This is a genomic window from Azospirillum thiophilum (assembly GCF_001305595.1).
Lineage (GTDB): Bacteria > Pseudomonadota > Alphaproteobacteria > Azospirillales > Azospirillaceae > Azospirillum > Azospirillum thiophilum.
Genome location: NZ_CP012401.1, coordinates 2,913,889 through 2,931,867 on the forward strand (window position 1 = coordinate 2,913,889; position 17,979 = coordinate 2,931,867).

12 protein-coding genes are annotated in these 17,979 nt (G+C 69.6%); 7 read left to right on the forward strand and 5 right to left on the reverse strand.

Annotated features, from left to right (window positions below):
* Positions 1-576 precede the first annotated feature (576 nt).
* From AL072_RS13480 to AL072_RS13495, 4 genes are all read left to right on the forward strand, one after another.
* Positions 577-1,503, forward strand: coding sequence for a lytic transglycosylase domain-containing protein (locus AL072_RS13480; RefSeq protein ID WP_144428213.1), 927 nt, complete (start codon positions 577-579; stop codon positions 1,501-1,503).
* 200 nt (positions 1,504-1,703) lie between these two features.
* Complete coding sequence (locus tag AL072_RS13485) at positions 1,704-2,039, forward strand: hypothetical protein (protein ID WP_045582123.1); 336 nt, start codon at positions 1,704-1,706, stop codon at positions 2,037-2,039.
* Positions 2,040-2,198: 159 nt separating this feature from the next.
* Positions 2,199-2,510: a hypothetical protein gene (locus tag AL072_RS13490; protein ID WP_082108939.1), complete on the forward strand. Its 312-nt coding sequence runs from the start codon at positions 2,199-2,201 to the stop codon at positions 2,508-2,510.
* On the forward strand, positions 2,461-3,375 hold the full coding sequence (locus AL072_RS13495) for a class I SAM-dependent methyltransferase (RefSeq protein ID WP_245636694.1): 915 nt from the start codon (positions 2,461-2,463) through the stop codon (positions 3,373-3,375). The genes AL072_RS13490 and AL072_RS13495 overlap by 50 nt, the downstream gene beginning before the upstream one ends.
* A 53-nt stretch (positions 3,376-3,428) precedes the next feature.
* Here AL072_RS13495 and AL072_RS13500 read toward each other — a convergent pair whose 3' ends face one another.
* Entirely contained in the window at positions 3,429-7,784 is a 4,356-nt protein-coding gene (locus tag AL072_RS13500; protein WP_245636695.1) for a translocation/assembly module TamB domain-containing protein, read from the reverse strand.
* A gap of 131 nt (positions 7,785-7,915) precedes the next feature.
* Entirely contained in the window at positions 7,916-9,949 is a 2,034-nt protein-coding gene (locus AL072_RS13505; RefSeq protein WP_245636696.1) for an autotransporter assembly complex protein TamA, read from the reverse strand.
* 189 nt (positions 9,950-10,138) lie between these two features.
* On the opposite strand from AL072_RS13505, the gene typA reads away from it, so the two are divergent.
* Both typA and AL072_RS13515 read left to right on the forward strand, forming a co-directional pair.
* Entirely contained in the window at positions 10,139-11,965 is a 1,827-nt protein-coding gene (typA, locus tag AL072_RS13510) for a translational GTPase TypA (RefSeq protein WP_045582119.1), read from the forward strand.
* A gap of 194 nt (positions 11,966-12,159) precedes the next feature.
* On the forward strand, positions 12,160-13,833 hold the full coding sequence (locus AL072_RS13515; RefSeq protein ID WP_052710006.1) for an ABC transporter permease: 1,674 nt from the start codon (positions 12,160-12,162) through the stop codon (positions 13,831-13,833).
* A gap of 42 nt (positions 13,834-13,875) precedes the next feature.
* On the opposite strand, the gene AL072_RS13520 is transcribed toward AL072_RS13515, so the two are convergent.
* Together AL072_RS13520 and AL072_RS13525 are read right to left on the reverse strand one after the other, a co-directional pair.
* The gene (locus AL072_RS13520; RefSeq protein ID WP_045582118.1) at positions 13,876-15,783 is read right to left on the reverse strand and encodes a potassium/proton antiporter; all 1,908 of its coding nucleotides are present in this window, start codon (positions 15,781-15,783) and stop codon (positions 13,876-13,878) included.
* Positions 15,784-15,902: 119 nt separating this feature from the next.
* Positions 15,903-16,403: an RT0821/Lpp0805 family surface protein gene (locus tag AL072_RS13525; protein ID WP_045582117.1), complete on the reverse strand. Its 501-nt coding sequence runs from the start codon at positions 16,401-16,403 to the stop codon at positions 15,903-15,905.
* Positions 16,404-16,555: 152 nt separating this feature from the next.
* Here AL072_RS13525 and AL072_RS13530 point away from each other — a divergent pair, with 152 nt between their 5' ends.
* The gene (locus AL072_RS13530) at positions 16,556-16,735 is read left to right on the forward strand and encodes a hypothetical protein (protein ID WP_045582116.1); all 180 of its coding nucleotides are present in this window, start codon (positions 16,556-16,558) and stop codon (positions 16,733-16,735) included.
* Between the two features lie 52 nt (positions 16,736-16,787).
* Here the strand turns inward: AL072_RS13530 and AL072_RS13535 are convergent, their stop codons facing one another.
* Positions 16,788-17,807, reverse strand: a complete 1,020-nt coding sequence (locus AL072_RS13535; RefSeq protein WP_045582115.1) for a patatin-like phospholipase family protein — start codon at positions 17,805-17,807, stop codon at positions 16,788-16,790.
* Between the last annotated feature and the right edge of the window lie 172 nt (positions 17,808-17,979).

Consider the following 17,979-nt stretch of genomic DNA (forward strand, 5'->3'; position numbering starts at 1 on the left):
GGGGTCGTCGAATTTGCAGCCGATTGTCTGGCCCGATCCCTACGTAATGAGCGGGCAAACCGGCTACCAGTTGGGAAAAAGGCTAGTAGGTCATACAACGGCGACAGAGCACCCCCAGAGTACCCCGTGTATCCCGCCGCCGTCGCCGTTCGGGTGTTGGATAAAAATACGGTCTTTCGTTATCTCTCCAACACGATTGGAGGACGCATGACCAGAATGAAAACAAAAAGACCGAGCGACATCCGTCGATCGGTCTATGGATTTCTTATTGGTGGCGCCGGATCAAACAGTTACGGCAACGCATTACGGGGCGTTCGAATTTCCGTTTCGGTGTATGCCGACACCCCTCGCAGGCAATACCGGACACACAACGGCATCCCCCCGGCGAACTCCGATCAGCACTTGGCCACTGACCTTTTTCCTAGGCATGACCTTTTGAAGGTCCCCGATCGATTCAAGAAAATCATACAGGGGGGGCACGTGGAAGGCCATACGACCCTTTGCGGTACAGCATCCGGGCTGGTTATTCCGACAATCATAGGACCCAGCCACCGGATCGGGCCCCACCCTGCGCGCATGCTTGCGCTGGCCGCCGCGGTTCTGCTGCCAGGCCTGCTGGCGACCGCTCCCGCCCGGGCCGGCATCGCCGAGCAGACCGTCGCCGCGCTGGAGGCGCTGGCCGGCAAGGGCAGTTCCCGCGCCCAGTATGAATTGGCGCAACATTACGAACGCGCGGACGGCGTGAAGGCCGATCCGCGGATGGCGCTGTCGCTCTACTGCCGGGCCGCCCGCCAGGACTATGCCGACGCCGCGCTGATGGCCGGACGCATGCACATGGCCGGGCAAGGCGGTGTCGCCAAGGATGCCGATCTCGGCCGGGCATGGCTGCGCAAGGCGGCGTCGCTGGGCAGCGAACCGGCGGAGCGGCTGGTCGGCAGCGTGACCGGCAGCGTGAAGACGCCCGACCGCTGCGAGCCGCCCGATGCCCGCTGGGGCGTGATCCGCAAGCCCCCGGCGGAGATCCGCGCCATGGTGCAGAAGATGGCGCCGACCTACGGGCTCGACCCCGAGCTGGTGCTGGCGGTGATCGCGGTGGAATCCGGATACCGCGTCGACGTGGTGTCGAACAAGAACGCCATGGGGCTGATGCAGCTGATCCCCGAGACGGCGGAGCGCTTCGGCGTCACCAACGCCTTCGACGCCGAACAGAACCTGCGCGGCGGCATGAAGTACCTGCGCTGGCTGCTGGCCTATTTCGACGGCAACGTCACCCATGCGCTGGCCGGCTACAACGCCGGGGAAGGGGCGGTGCTGCAGTACAAGGGCGTCCCACCCTACCGCGAGACCAAGGATTACGTGGTGAAGATCCACAGCGTCTACGCGCGCACCCATCATCCCTTCAACCGCGACATCGTTCAGTCTGCCGGCCTGGTCAGCACCGCGCGAGAGGAGGTTGCTGAGCTGTCGCTTTCGACCAGGACGCGCAGCGGCGGGAAACGGTAGGAACGCAGGATTGCGACTCGAAAAAAGCGACTCGGGCGACTCGGAGTGTCGCATGGTTAACACTTTGGTTATAAAATGACGATTACCCTCGGGACTCGACGGATTTCGCAAGTGCCGGTTCCCTCAGGGACGCCCGGCCGCGTCACCCGCCAGCGTCTCACCCGCAACGTTTCCCCGAACGTTTCCCGAGGACCCGCCCGATGCCCATGGCTGCCGACGTCGACACCATCGAACGCACCTCAATCGTCGCCTACACGCTGATGAACGAACTGCATGACATCCTGGCCCTGCCCAAGGCCCCGGACGATGTGACGCTGGGCATCCTGATGGGCATGGCCATGTTCCTCGACGACAAGGTCGGCCCGATGCGGGCCAAGCGCCTGATGGGCGAGGCGCCGACCATCGTGTTGAAGACCGACGCCCACGTCACCGCCGACCAGACCCAGCGCATCATGCCGGTGCTGCGCGCCTTCGGCGACCATCTGAAGGAATTGCGCATGAAGGCCGAGCGTCCGGTGAACGGCGCCGTCGGCTGAACGTCCGCCCTGCCCGGCCAGGGGGCCGGGCCCCCTGCGCCTGCCGCTCCATCCGTGACATTATCCGATTGGAGCATCGGCCCGATCGGAGCATTGCCCCGATTGCGGGACTGTTTGTCGGCTTGACCAATAAGTGAAATGGGCGGAGACTTTCCGCCCATGGACTGGTTCACCGGAATCGGCATCTTCGGCATTCTGGCCGGCGTCACCATCAGTCTGGTGGTGCTGGTGGCCGTCGGATCGATCAGGCGCAGCCTGAACGAAGCCTCGGCGCGCCAGTCCCAGCAAATCCGCAAGCTGACGGAGACGGTGGTCACGCTGTCCGCGCAGCATCAGGCGGCACAGACCCGCATCCAGCAACTGACCGACGCCAACCGCAGGCTGTCCGACGAGCTGACCGCCATCGGCGAGCGGCTGAGCGATGCCGACGCGGTCCGGCGTGCGGCCGGCACGGCAAGGCTTCTCCATTGACCACCCCCCGAATATCGACCTCGCCCACCTGGACGCCCATCCGGACGCATCACGCGAGCGCGACCGCTGGGCCGCCAGCGCCGATGCCTGGGACCGCTGGGCCGACCCGATGGCCGATCTGGCCGACAAGCTGAACCGCCCGCTGCTGGATGCCGCCGGCCTGACGGCGGGGGACCGGCTGCTCGACCTCGCATCGGGTGCCGGCGAGCCGGCCCTGGGCGCCGCGCGGCGTGCCGGTGCCGGCGGGCTGGTGGTGGGCAGCGACCTCGTTCCCGGCATGATGGCCGGTGCCGTCCGCCGCGCCCGTGACATTGGCGAAAGGGAGGGAGGGCCGGCGCCCGCCTTCATCGCCGCCGACATGACCGCCCTGCCCTTCGCCGATGCCGCCTTCGACCGCGTGACCTGCCGGTTCGGCATCATGTTCGTGCCGGCGGTGGCGAGCGCGCTGCGCGAGGTGCGGCGCGTCCTGCGCCCCGGCGGCAAGGCCGCCTTCATGGTGTGGGGGCCGTGTGCCGGCAACGGTCTGTTCGCCGGGATCGGCGACGTCGTGGCCGATCATCTGGGCGAGGACGGCAGCCTCGCCCCGCTGTTCCGCTTCGCCGAACCCGGCCGGCTTTCCGCGGCGATGCGCGCCGCCGGTTTTACGGAGACGGAAGAGACCGATCTCACCCCGGTCCGCAAGGCCCCGGCCGGTCAGCCTTTCTGGCGGGCCGCCCTGGACATGAGCTTCGGCCACCGGCTGGGCGGGCTGGGCGTCGACCGGCGCACCGCGCTGGAGGCCGACATCGCCCGCCACTTCGAGGCACAGGCGGTGAATGGGGTGGTGCCGGTGCCGTCCCATGCCAGGATCGTGGTGGGCTGGTAACGGCGGCGGCGCCCAGCCGGTCCCCGATACCAGCGCAACAATCCTTACTCGCCTCAATAGTCCTTCTCGTAGATCAGCCCGAACTGGGTGTCGGAATTGGCACCGACCGCAGCGCTGCCCTTCAGGTTCTTGGTGATGTCGATCTCGACCTTGGCCCGGCTCTGGTTGGCGCCGATGCCCTGCTCGACGCCGACATAGACGCGGTCGCTGACATAGCGTCCGGCCTGCACCGCGCCGCCCTTGCCGTTCTCGCCCTGGGTGAAGTCCAGACGGTCGACGCCCAGGCCGCGGCGCACCTGATCCAGGATGCCGCCCCCGCCGCCGACCCCCGCCAGCGCTGCCGCCGACTGGGCGAGCTGCACCGCCTCCGTCGCGGTCAGGTCGCCCACCGACTTGCCGAACAGCACGCCGGCCAGCACCTCGTCCTGCGGCAGGCCCTGGGGCGAGGTCAGCTGGATCTTCGGCTGGCGGGCGGTGCCGCTGACCACCACCTGCGCGGTGATGCTGTTCGCCGTCGCCTCCGCCAGCAGGTCGAGCCGCGGATCGATCGGCTGGGTGCCGTCGAAATCGAAGATGCCGCGCTTGAACTCGAAATTCTTGGCCAGCAGGTTCAGGTTGCCCTTCAGGACGGTGAAGCGGCCGGTCACCTCCGGCGCCGCGGCGGTGCCGGCGACGCGCAGATTGCCGCCCAACTCGGCTTCCAGCCCGCGGCCGCGCACGAAGATCTGGTTCGGTGCATTCACCGTCATGTCCAGCGCCAGCACGAAGGGGGTGGCCGCCGGCGCTGCCGCTTCGGGCTGCGGCACGCGGCGGGTGCCGCCGGCGGTCGAGACCTGGGTGGTGCCGCGGGGCCGGCGGCCCTTGCCGACCTCCGTCACCTTCAGGTCGACGACGCTGGCCGGCATACGGTCGGGGATCTGGATTTCGGCACGGCGGATGTCGACCGGGCCGGCCAGCCGGGCATTGGCGAAGCCGCCGGTCAGCGTCAGGTCGGCGCCGATCTCCGCCGTCGCCAGATCGATTTCCACCAGCCGGGCATTGTCGGCCTTCAGCTCGATGTCCAATTGCCGGTCGGCCGGGGCGGCCGGGCGGATGACGCCGCTGGCGCTGATCGCGCCGCCGTTGCGGGTGCGGCCGCGGAAGCTCTGGATGGTGAAGACGTCGCCGTCGCCGACCAGCCGCGCCTCGATGTTGCTGATGACGGCGCCCGATGCCCGGTTCTCGTAGCGCCCGTTGGCGAGCTGGATCGAGCCGCCGAGCGACGGCTTTTCCACCGTGCCGCCGGCCCGCACGTCGAGGCGCAGGGTTCCTCGCGCCCGATCGCCCGACGCGGCGAGCAGGTCGTTCGCCAGCGACAGATCGAGATCGCCGTTCACCGCCGCCTCGATCGCCCCTTTCGCCGGCATGGCGACGGCGTAGCTGTCGGGATCCATCACCAGCGGCAACGCCGCATTGGCGGTCAGGGTGCCGGCATTCTTCGGCATGGCGACGCGGCCGGACAGTGACAGCCGGCGGTCGCGCCATTGGGCGTCCAGCGCGGCGTCGATGCCCGGCAGACCGGCCTGGGTCGTCTGCTGCGCCTTCAGCCCGGTGACGCGCAGCGTGGCGTCGGCGCGCGGGCTGCGCAGCGTACCGCCGAGCGAGGCCCGGGCGTTGGCGACGCCGTCCAGCCGCAGCCCCGAGCTGGCGAGCTTCGCCAGTGCCAGCGGCAGCCGGTCGACGGTCAGTTCCCCGCTCAGCCGGTCGCCGGTCAGGCCGAGATCGGCGGCGAGCCGGGCATTGCCCGACGACAGCCGCAGGTCCTTCACCTCATAGCGGCGGTCGGCCAGCAGGATGGTGGCCGGGGCGGTCGTCCGCAGCTCCTCGCCGGCATAGCGCGCCTGCAACCGCTCAAGGCGGATGCGTGTGGTGTCGCCCTCCCGCGCCAGCGCCCCTGCGAGGTCGAGGGAAACCGGCTGTGCGGCCCCTCCCGCTGCACTTGGCCCCATCCCGGCGGCGTTGGCCTGGAAGGTCGCCTTCGCCAGCGAACCGTCGACCGATGCGGTGACCGTCCGCAACTCGGTCCCGGAGGCGCTGCCGCCGGTCATCTCGACCCTTGCCTTGCCGCTGGGGGTGCCGAGCGCGTCGGCGACCTCGGCCCGCGCGGTCAGGCGGCGGGCGGTCAGCAGCGGTCCGCCGGCCTCCGCCCCCTGCCCCCCCACCCGCAAATTGTTGGCATCGGCGGTGAGCGTCGCCGCCTGCTTGCCGCCCTTGCCGTCGAGCACCAGGGCGAAGGTAGCCCCGCCGCCGAGCGGCATGCCCGCCAATTCCGACAGGCCGTTCAGGTTTGGCAGCGCGCCCTCCAGCCGCCCGGTGGCCAGCAGCGTATCGAGCGCCACCTGCACCTGACCGGTGATGCGGTTGCTGCCGTTGGCGACCGTCAGCCCATCCAGCCGCAGCAGTTGATCGCGCAGCGCATAGCGCCCGTCGAGCGACAGCGGCGTCTTGTCCAGGTTGGTGCGCATCGACAGCGTACCGTTCGGCGCGGCCGGCAGCCCGGCGGCGGTCGCCTGCAATTCCGTCGCGCCCAGCCGGCGGCCCTGCAGCACGAGATTGCGGGCGCTCAGCGTCGCCTGCGCCTCGATGGCGTCGAGCGGGCCGCGGGCGGTCGCCTCCAGCGTCGCCGCCCCTTCCATCGGCGTGCCGAGCGCGCCGCCCAGCGGCTCCAGCGTCGGCAGTGTCAGGGTGGTGCGGGCGTCCACCTGGTTGTTCGCCAAGGCGGCATTGCCGGTCAGCTTGCCGTTGCGGCCGTCCACCGTCAGGTCGGTCAGGCGCATGGCACCGTCGGGATCCATCCGCGCGGCCAGCGCCAGCGCCGCCTTGTCACCCAGCACCGCGTCGGCCGGTGTGCCGGTGGCGAGGCGGTCGAGCGATCCGCTCAGCTCGGCAACCAGCGTGCCGTCGGCACCGCGCCGCACCGGTCCCGACAGCGCCACGGCCCCGGCAAGCGGTCGGCCGGCCAGATCCGACAGCGGCGCGAGGTCGTCGGCGCCCACCGTCAGCGTCAGGTCGGCGGTCTGCCCCCAGCCGCCGATGCTGCCCTTCGCCTCGGCACGGGCGGCGGCGGCGGTCAGCGCCAGCGAGTCCAAGCCGATCTGCCCGCTGCCGGTGTCGATCCGGGCACGGGCGGTCAGCGTGGTCTCGGGGCCGGTCAGGCGCGACAGCGCCGGATCGTCGGCGGCCAAGTCGCGTAGCGTCGCGGTCATAGCGACGTTCAGCGCGTTCAACGCTCCCTCGGCCGAGCCTTCCACCACCCCTTCCCGCCAGGACAGCGGCACCAGCGGATGCAGCGCCGAGTCCGGCCCAGCCTGCACCGTCCAGCGCAGGTTCAGGCTGGTGTAGTCGGCGGCGACGTCGCCGTTCAGGGTGGCGGTCGCCGCGGCGACGCTCAGGGCCAGCGGGCGCAGGGTGATGGCGCCATTCGGCGCCCGCAGCAGGCTGGCGTTCAGCGTCGGCCCGGGACCGATCAGTGGGACGATCGTGTCCCCCGCCAGCCCGGCGATCAGCGGAGCGAAATTGCCGCCGGCCGCCAGGGTCAGGGCATGGCCTTCCGGCAGCTTCCTGATGGTCGCATCGGCGTCCAGGGTGCCGGTTGGGGCCACGGCGTCGCCGGCCAGGGCGGTAAGCTTGCCGGTCCAGTCGTCGAGCGTCCCATTCCCCTTCAGCGTCACCGCCACCGGCGGCAGGCCGGGGATCGACAGCGCACGGGCCATGACGCCGCCGGCCGGCTCGGAGGCATCGACCGACAGGGTCAAGGCGTTCTTGTCGGGATCGAAGGCGGCGACGAGGTCGGCCTTGCCCGGCTTGTCGTCGATCCGCGCCACCGATAGGTTGGCGTCCAGCGCCCCGCCGCCGTGCGACAGCTTGGCGGCGCCGGCGATGCGCAGCACCGCCGGTTCGCCGAGCAGGGCCGGCGCCAGTTCCAGCCGCTCCACCACCAGCCGGCCCAGATCGATGTCGACCGGCAGGCTCGGCAGCAGCGGTGCGTCGGGGTCCGACGGCGTTGCCGGCTGGGTGCTGACCGGGGCGCGGGTGACGGTGATGGAGGCGGCCTCCAACGAATCGATCCTGGCGCTGCGCAGGAACAGGGCCGACGGCGACATCACGACATGGAGCCGGTCGATGGTCAGCCAGACGCCCTGGCTGTCGGCCAGCGTGATGGTGGCGATGGTGAAGTCGGTCGGGATGCTGCCCTCGATGGCGCCGAGCTTCAGATGCATGTCAGGCGATTCGACGGCGCCCTCGATCTTCTCACTCAGCCATTCGCGGGTGGAATCGCCGAACAGCGAAAAGGCCCGCGCAGGCTGGGAACCCGAAAGCAGGCCGGCCAGGACCATCAGGCCGACCATCAGGAAGCGAAACGCCGTCACACCATCCCCTTTCACCGGCCCCTTTCACCGGAGCGCCAATCGTTCAACCGCAATAGACCGCCATCGTCCCGAAGGATTGGGACGAAAATGAGCCTTCCGCCCCCCTTCCAACCGGGGCGGGGCCGCAAACCTCAGAAGGCCTGCCCCAGGCTGAGATAGAGCTGCCAGCGCGCGTCGTCGCCGGCAGGGTTGAGCGGGATGCCGACATCGACCCGCAGCGGGCCGAAGTCGGTGTAGTAACGCAGGCCGACGCCGGCACCGACGCGCAGCGGCTCGCTGAAATCCGGATATGCCTTGTCATACACCGTGCCGGCATCGACGAAGGGGACGACGCCGATGCTCTCGGTGACCTTGATGCGCAGTTCGGCCCCGATCTCCAGCAGCGACCGGCCGCCGACCGGATCGTCGTAGCGGTCGCGCGGACCCGCCTTCTGGAAGCCGTAGCCACGCACCGACCCGCCGCCGCCGGCATAGAAGCGGTGGTCGGGCGGGATGTCCGACAGCGAAGTGCCGAGGATGCTGCCCAGCCCGATGCGCGCCGCGGCGACATAGCGCCCCTCGTTGCCCAGGTCGTGATAGGTGGAGCCGTTGAGCAGCACAGAGGTGAAGGGCGATTTGGTATCGCCGCCCATCGGGAACCAAGGCGTGACCTGCAGCGACGCCCGCTGTCCGGAGGTCGGGTTCAGCAGATTGTCGGTGCCGTTCCACGCCGCCCCCAGCGGGACGCCGATGAAGGCGGTCTGATAGGTGGTGTCCTCCGTCTCCACCCGGCCGCGCTCGCCGCTGACGCCGTAGCTGACGGTGAGCTGGTCGGTCAGCGGCCGTTCCAGCTTGACCGTCAGTTCCGACGCGACGCGACTGTAAGCGGGCGGCTGGTCGTTCACCACGGCGAAATTGACCAGCAGTGACTGCTTGACCGCCAGGAAGTCGGGCTTGCGGAAATTCACGCTGAAGCGCAGGTCCGGCAGGTCGTTGCCGGTGCTGGAGCTGCCGCCGGACGATCCCGCGACGCGCCCGACATCCACGCCGACGCGCAACTGTTCCGCCCCGCCGAACAGGTTGCGGTGGCCCCAATAGGCGTTGGTGCCGAGCCCGTCCTCGGTCGAGAAGGTGACGCCGCCGCCGATGAAGCGGCGCTTGCGTTCGCCCACGGTGACGACGACCGGGGTCACGCCGTCCGGCCCCGGCTCGTCCGCCATCCGCACGCGGACGGTGTCGAACACCTGGAGGGCCGCGATGTCCTGTCGCGCCCTGTCGGTGGCGCCCGGGTCGTAGACCTGCCCCTCCTTCCAGGCCAGCCGGCCGCGCACCAGATCCTCGTCGACCTTCTCCAGCCCCTCGATGCGGGTGGCGCCATAGCGGGTCAGCGGGCCGGGGTCGACCGTGTAGGCCACATCCATCGTCCGGTCGGAATGGTCGACCACCACCTCCCGGTCCGCCGCCTTGGCGAAGGCATAGCCGCGCCTGGCGAGGCGCCCGACCAGTTCGGATTCGGCGTCCAGCACCTTCTGCGCCACGGCCGGCGCCCCGGCGGCGAGACCGAGATCGTCGGTCGCCACCTCGGCCGGCAGGCCGGAGCCGCCGGCCCCCCGGACATTCACCGTCTTGATGTGGTAGAGCGGCCCCGGCGTCACCGCGACCGTCACCTTGACCGGCGGCGCATCGCTCCCTGCGGGCTGACCGCCGGTCGCCGACTGGTCGTCGATCCGGATGTCGAGCCGGGCATCATAGTAACCGGCGGAGCGCAGCGCGGTCTGCAACCGGTCGCGGTCGCTGTCGGCCCGCCGCTCCAACCCGATCAGCGAGGGCGGCGCGTCGTCCTTCAACTCGACCAGCGTGGACGCGTCGTTCAGCGTGCTGCGCAGGCCGTCGTCCTCGATGCCGGTGAACTCCACCGCGTAGCGGAGGCCGGCGGGCCGCGCCTCCTCGTCCTGCGGCACCTCGGGGGCCGCGGCTGGGGGGGCGGCCGGGGGCGCGTCGGCGGGTGACTCCTGTGCGCGCCCGGCAGCGGCCGGCCCCAGCAACAGCAGGGCGGCGACCAGCGGGACGGCGATGGGAGCCTTGAGCGGCGCCGTGGCAAAACCGGTTGCGGAACCGGCAGCAGCGGCCACCTTGCGGCGGGAAGCGGAGGCGAAGCGGATCATCGCCCCCAATGTAAGATCCAATGACGCATGGCTCCATCCCGGAAATTCGCGCTAGGCCAAAGGGCACGGCGCTTGCGTTTTCGGCGGGGATCCATATATTGCGCCGCAACAGTTTCCCCGACAGCGCCCACCGAATCCTTCGGCGGGCATTTTTTGTTGCTTGCGGCGAGGTGCTGCGTGTCGGGGGTGCCATTGCGAGACCAAGGCTCCATGAATCTCCGTAACGTCGCCATCATCGCCCACGTCGACCACGGCAAGACCACGCTGGTCGATCAACTCCTCAAGCAGGCCGGCTCGTTCCGCGAGAACCAGCAGGTGGCCGAACGCGCCATGGACTCCAACGACCTGGAGCGCGAGCGCGGCATCACCATCCTGGCCAAGTGCACGTCGGTCCTGTGGAACGACCTGCGCATCAACATCGTCGACACCCCGGGCCACGCCGATTTCGGCGGCGAGGTCGAGCGCATCCTCTCCATGGTCGACGGCGTCGTCCTGCTCTGCGACGCGGCCGAAGGCCCGCTGCCGCAGACCAAGTTCGTGCTCGGCAAGGCGCTGAAGCTCGGCCTGCGCCCGATCGTCGTCATCAACAAGGTGGACCGTCCCGACGGCCGTCCGCACGAGGTGCATGACGAGGTGTTCGACCTGTTCGCCTCGCTCGACGCCTCGAACGAGCAGCTGGACTTCCCGACCCTGTTCGCCTCGGGCCGCAACGGCTGGGCGACCACGGACCTGGAGAACGGCGCCCGCGAGACGCTGACCCCGCTGTTCGAGCTGATCCGCGACCATGTCCCGGCCCCGAAGGTCGTGGAAGACCTGCCCTTCACCATGCTGGCGACCACGCTGGAAGCGAACCCCTATCTGGGCCGCATCCTGACCGGCCGCATCCAGACGGGTTCGGTCAAGGTCAACATGGCCGTCAAGTCGCTGAGCCGCGACGGCAAGCTGGTCGAGAACGCCCGCATCAGCAAGGTGCTGGCCTTCCGCGGCCTGGAGCGCGTTCCGGTGGACGAGGCGCATGCCGGCGACATCGTCGCGCTGGCCGGCCTGACCAACACCACCGTCGCCGACACCATCTGCGCGCCGGAAGTCGCCGAGGCGATCCACGCCCAGCCGATCGACCCGCCGACACTGGCGATGACCTTCTCGGTCAACGACAGCCCGCTGGCCGGCCGCGAGGGCGACAAGGTCACCAGCCGCATGATCCGCGACCGCCTGTTCCGTGAAGCGGAAGGCAACGTGGCGCTGCGCATCTCCGACACCGAGGGCGGCGACGCCTTCGAGGTGGCCGGCCGCGGCGAACTGCAGCTCGGCATCCTGATCGAGACCATGCGCCGCGAGGGCTACGAGCTGGCGATCAGCCGTCCGCGCGTGCTGTTCAAGACCGACCCGCTGAACGGCCAGCGCCTGGAGCCGATCGAGGAGGTCGTCGTCGACGTCGACGAGGAGTTCTCGGGCACCGTCGTCCAGAAGATGTCGGAGCGCAAGGCCGACCTGATCGAGATGCGCCCGTCGGGCGGCAACAAGACCCGCATCGTCTTCCACGCGCCGTCGCGCGGCCTGATCGGCTACCAGGGCGAGTTCCTGACCGACACCCGCGGCACCGGGATCATGAACCGCCTGTTCCACGGCTACGCCCCGTTCAAGGGCGCCATCGCGGCCCGGCGCACCGGCGTGCTGATCTCCAACGCCGACGGCACCGCGGTCGCCTATGCGCTTTGGAATCTGGAAGACCGCGGCCCGATGCTGATCGATCCGGGCGTGCCGGTCTATCAGGGCATGATCATCGGCGAGCACACCCGCGGCAACGACCTCGAGGTCAATGTCATCAAGGGCAAGCAGCTGACGAACATCCGCACCACCAGCAAGGACGAGGCGGTTCGCCTGACCCCGCCGATCCAGATGACGCTGGAAAAGGCGCTGTCCTACATCTCCGACGACGAGCTGGTGGAGGTGACGCCGAAGTCCATCCGCCTGCGCAAGCGCTACCTCGACCCGAACGAGCGCAAGCGCCACTCGCGCGCCGCCGAAGCGAGCTGATCGGTTCGCGGCTTTTTAGAGTAGAGTACCAGTCTGGTCTTGCCCCCACCCCGGCCCTCCCCCGCTGGGCGGGGGAGGGAGTCTGTCGCATGGCGGCAGAGTTCCCTCCCCTGCGAAGCGGGGGAGGGTTAGGGTGGGGGCAAAACCACGACACTCCCACCACCTCCACACACGACAGCGAGGACACCCCCCGCATGGCGACGGCGACCGACGCGAAGTCCCCCGGCTCCCCGTCCTTCTCCCCCCGCCGCCTGTGGTCGCGGATCGGCCCGACCGGCCTGTCCGCCCTGATCCTCGCGATACTGATCGCCCTGCCGATCCTCGCCGTCTTCGTCCAGGCGGCCGGCGTCTCCACCGATTTGTGGGGGCACATGGCGCGGACGGTGCTTCCCGGCTACATCGCCAATACCCTGATCCTGCTGGGCATCGTCGGCGTCGTCACGCTGGTGACCGGCGTCGCCTGCGCATGGACCGTGACAATGCACGAGTTCCGCGGCCGCGGGGTGCTGCAATGGCTGCTGCTGCTGCCGCTGGCCATGCCGGCCTATGTGCTGGCCTACACCTACACCGACTTCCTGCAATTCGCCGGTCCGCTGCAATCCTTCCTGCGCGCCAGCTTCGGCTGGCGGCGCGGCGACTATTGGTTTCCGGAGATCCACACCGCGTGGGGCGCCGGTCTGGTGCTGTCGTCGGTGCTCTACCCCTACGTCTATGTACTGACCCGCGCCGCCTTCCTCGAACAGTCGGTCTGCGTGCTGGAGGCCAGCCGCATGCTCGGCTGCTCCGCCTTCGGCGCCTTCCGCCGCGTGGCCCTGCCGCTTGCCCGCCCGGCGCTGGTCACCGGCGTCGGCTATGCCCTGATGGAGACGCTGGCCGATTTCGGCGCCGTGCGCTATTTCGGCATCGACACCTTCACCGTCGGCATCTACCGCACCTGGTTCGCGCTGGGCGATGCGGCGATGGCGGCCCAGCTGGCCGCGGTGCTGCTGCTGGTGGTGCTGGCGCTCGTCGGGCTGGAGCGGCTGTCGCGCGGCCGGATGCGCTTTCACCAGACCACCGGCCGCTACCGCGCCCTGCCCGCCCCTCGCCTGTCGGCGCGCGGCACCGTGCTGGCCTGGATCGTCTGCCTGACGCCGATCCTGTTCGGCTTCCTGCTGCCGGGCGGCGTGCTGATCCACATGATCCTGCGCGGCGGCACCGAGCTGACGCTCGCCCGCTTCACCGACCTGACGGTCAACACCTTCATCCTCGGGGCGAGCGGCGCGCTGCTGGTGGTCGCGGTGGCGCTGCTGGTGATCCATGGCGTGCGCCATGACCGCAGCGGCTTTGCCACCGGCGCGGCACGGCTGGCCTCGCTCGGCTACGCCACCCCGGGAACGGTGATCGCCGTCGGCATCCTCATCACGGTCGGGCTGATGCGCGACTGGGGCGGCTGGCCGGTCGGCGCCCTGCTCGGCACCACCATCGTCGGCATCCTCTACGGCTACCTGATCCGCTTCTTCGTCGTCGCCTACGGGCCGCTCGAATCCGGCTTCGCCAAGATCGGCCCCAACCTGGAGGGGGCGGCCCGCTCGCTCGGCCATACGCCGCTGCAGGTGCTGCGCCGGGTCCATCTGCCGCTCCTGCGCCCCAGCCTGCTCAGCGCCGCCATGCTGGTGTTCGTCGACATCACCAAGGAGCTTCCGGCGACGATGATCCTCCGGCCATTCAACTTCGACACCCTGGCGATCGAGGCATTCCGGATGGCCTCCACCGAGCGGCTGGACGACGCCGCCCTGCCCGCCCTGGTCATCGTGCTGGTCGGGCTGGCCCCGGTCATCTATCTCAGCCGCACCATCGCCTCCTCGCGGCCCGGACATCGCGGCTGACAGCAGCGGGACCGGACCCGCAGTTCCTAGCTTCCCAGGTTCCTATATCCCGTTCCGGCTCTCCAGCGGCTGTCCCTCCCCCTCGCCCGGCGGAGCCGTGGCCTCGGCCAGCGTCATCTCCCCCCGCCGCTCGCGCTGCTGTTCCCGGCGTTTCCAGCGCCGGAAGGAGCGCCGGTTCCACCAGCCACGCAACCGGCCGCCGATAACGGCGAGCCGCTGGTAGAGCGGCCGCCGCCGGCTTGTCACCCGCACCGGCTCCAGCGCCAGCCCGACCGAGGTGATGCCGTGGTCGTCCATGTCGCGGACGATCAACTCGACCCCGCCCATCCGCACCCGGTCGCCCAGCTCGCAGGAGCCGCCGAACTCGTTGCGCAACAGGTCGCTGAGCGTCAGCCGGGCGTTGGGCAGTGACAGCGGCAGGCCGTACATCTCGGCGATCTGCTCCACAGTCGCATCCGGGCTGAGCACGAGGTCGCCGTAGAACTCGCGGTCGTTCTGGTCGAGCGCGCGGCTGCCGCCATAAAGCCTGTCGATCAGCGGCAGCCGGTGCTGCGGCGTGAACAGATAGACATGGTCGCCGGGCTGCAAGGGCTTTGCCCGGTGCAGCGGCACCACCGCGCCGGAACGGATCACCAACGATGGCCGGGCCCAGCGCGGCATGCGCTGGCCGCGCGCCGCCGGGCTCTTGGCATGGACGGTATAGGCGACGAGTTCCTGGTCGGCGTTGCCGGGAAGCTCAAGCTCCACGCGCTCCACCGGGCCGCGGCGCGGCGGCACGATCAGGTCCAGCGCCCGCGCCATCGCGCCGATGGTCCAGCCCTGCACCAGCAGCGAGACGACCACGACGATGAAGGCGGTGTTGAAGATCAGCTGGCCGTTCTCCAGCCCGCCCAGCACCGGGACCAGCGCCAGCAGAAGCGAAACCGCCCCGCGCAGCCCGACCCAGGCGATGAAGCTGGTCTCGCGCACCGAGAAGCGGAAGGGCAGCAGGCAGATCCACACCGCCAGCGGCCGGGCGACGGCGATCAGCAGGAATGCCACTCCCAGCGCCGGCAGCAGCATGGGCATGAATTCCCTCGGCGTGGCGAGCAGCCCGAGCATGACGAACATGACGATCTGGCTGAGCCAGGTCAGGCCGGCATGGAAACGCCGTAGTTCCAGCGCGCCGCGCAGCTTGACGTTGCCGGCATAGAGACCGGCTGCATAGACCGCGAGATAACCGCTGCCGCCCAGCACGTTGGTGGCGGCGAAGATGAACAGGGCGAAGGTCAGCGTGACCACCGGGTTCAGTCCGGCTTCGAAATTGGCCTTGTTGATGAAGGCGACCAGCAGCCAGCCGCCGGCCAGCCCCATCACCCCGCCCAGCGAGAAGGCCAGCGCCAGCTCGCCGACGATGGCGGCGGGGGATGCCAGCCCATGGGTCGCCGCCTCCACCAGCAGGATGGTCACCATGATGGCGACCGGGTCGTTGCTGCCCGACTCGATCTCCAGGGTGGAGCGGACGCGGTCGCGCAGCGTGATGCCGCCGACCCGCAGCAGGAAGAAGACCGCCGCCGCGTCGGTGGAGCTGCAGGCGGCGCCGACCAGCAGCGCCTCCCCCCAGCCCAGATCCATCAGATAATGGGCGGCGACGCCGACCGTGCCGGTGGTGATGCCGACCCCCAGCGTCGCCAGCGTCATCGCCGGCCAGGCGGCGGCCTTGTAGCTGGCCAGCTTGGTATCGAACCCGCTTTCGAACAGGATGACGGCCAGCGCCATCGACCCGATCAGGAAGGCCGATCCGGCATCGTTGAAGGCGATGTGGCCGATGCCGTCCTCGCCCGCCAGCAACCCGATGCCGAGGAAGATCAGCAGCAGCGGCGCGCCGATCCGCAAGGCCAGATAGCTGGTCAGCACGCTGACGATCAGCAGGCTCGACCCGATGAGAATGATGTAGCTGACCGCCTCCATAAGCCCCGCACGCCGTGTCCATCAAGCCGCCGACCGGCGGAACTCCTTGATTTTGACGGCAAACCGGCACATCCGCAAGGCGTAGGACCAGAAGGCGGTCATTCGGATAGGCTGTAGGCTTACGATATCAGCTTCCAGCTTCCGTCGCCCTGGCGGCAGGCGGTGCCGCGCGCGACCTCGGTCTTGCCGTCGATCACCACGGTATGGTTGTAGTCGCGGCAGGTCTGCCCGGCATCTCCCTGGTAGGTGCGGACCGGCTGGATCGTGCCGCTGTTGCCCGACTGCGGGTTGTTCCAGGTGATGGTCTGGTTGTTGGCGACCGCCCGCTCCTCGGCATCCGACGCGCGGCTCTGGTCGGCGGGGCTGAATTGGCGGGCCAGTTGCTGGCCGGCATAGGCGCCGAGCAGCGTGCCGATGGCGGTGGTCGCCAGCTTGCCGGCCCCGCCGCCGAAGCGTGAACCGAGCAGGCCGCCGGCCACGGCGCCGCCCAGCGTCCCGACGGTCTCGCTGGTGTTCATGCCGCCGATGCCGCCACTGTTGCCGGTCTGGCAGGCAGCCAGGGACAGTGCCGCCGTCGCGGCGATGGCGGTTGCGCGCAGGCGGATGGTGATGCGCCGCATGGTGGTTCTCCCGTTTCAACGTTGCACGGTCAAAGTCAGGTCAACGCTTGAAGGATGAGGAGGTTCCCACCCAAAAGATCAGGGGGGCATGGAAGCAAAACGCGTTTCCGCGTGTTTAGACATCGAACAGTCAACACGAGGAGGGTTGCACAATGTCCCGTTTGCGTCTGATCGGTGCGGTGATCGCGCTTCTTTCCATCAGCGCCTGCTCGACTGGCGGCGTGGTCGGCGGTGCGGCCGGCGCGGCCGGCGGCTATGCGGTGGACGGCACCCGCGGTGCGGTGATCGGCGGCCTGGGCGGCGCGGCGCTCGGCACCGCGATCGACCACTGACCGCATCCACTGGCCGCAATCAGCCACCCTATTGGCGACCGGGCGGCAGCCGTCAGTCGCGCACCGGCTCGCGTGTCGATTCGCGCGGGCCGGTGGCGAACACGGCGAGCGCGTCGTGCAGGTCGGGCAGGACGCGCTCCACCGCCGCCTCGCCCTCGCGGATGCAGTCGTCCGCCCGGTCGAACTCGGTCAGGCCGATATGACCGAGCCGCGGCGCGATCTGGACATCCGGCGGTTCGCCGGCCAGCCGCGAGCGGGTGATGCGGTCGGTGACGATGCCCAGCGACGACACCATCACGCCGAACAGGCTCGGCCCTTCGTAGTCGCGGCGGAAGATGCGGCGGGTCAGCGCCCCGATCCCGCCACCGATCGGGCCACGGTTGCCCGGCACCTCGTCCTCGACCATCCGCAGCAGGTCGAAGCCGGCGGCGGTCGGCACGCTGGCCCCCGGCTTGCGTGCCTTGCCCAGGATGTCGCCGGACAGGTTGACGGCGATCACCATCTGCGCGCCCAGCGCCCGGCAGGCCGAGACCGGCACCGGGTTGACCAGCGCGCCATCGATCATCCAGCGCCCGTCGATCGACATCGGCGGGAACACGCCGGGCAGCGAGAAGGACGCCCGCATGGCGTCGACCAGTTCGCCCCGTTGCAGCCAGACCTCGTGACCGGTCACCAGATCGGTGGTGATGGCGACATAGGGACAGGGCAACTCCTCGATCCGCAGGTCGCCCAAATGCAGGCGCAGCTCCGCCATCAGCCGGTCGCCTCCGATCAGGCCGCCGCCCTGGCGCAGCCGCAAATCCAGGTAGCCGACGATCTTCAGCCGGGTCAGTGCCCGTACCCATTCCTCCAGCGCGTCGAGCTTGCCAGCCAGATGCAGGCCACCGACCAGCGCGCCGACCGATGCGCCGCAGACGATGTCCGCTTCGATGCCATAGCGCTTCAGCGCCCGCAGCACCCCGATATGGGCCCAGCCGCGCGCCACCCCGCCGCCCAGCGCGATGCCGATGCGCGGCCGCCGCGATGCGCCGTTGGTGTGGCCGTTTCCAGTCGCGCCGTTTGCAATCGCCATGAGCATTCTCCTTCCCGCTGCCGGAACGTTCGCCGTCCCCTTGGCCCGCAGCATTCCACGAACGGGTAAAGGAAGCCTGTAGCCTGCCGTACAGGCTCTGCCGCCCCTTGACCCGCCGGGCTGCGGCGGCTCCGACCGGTGGACAAGACCGAAGCCCATGGGCTAAGCCATC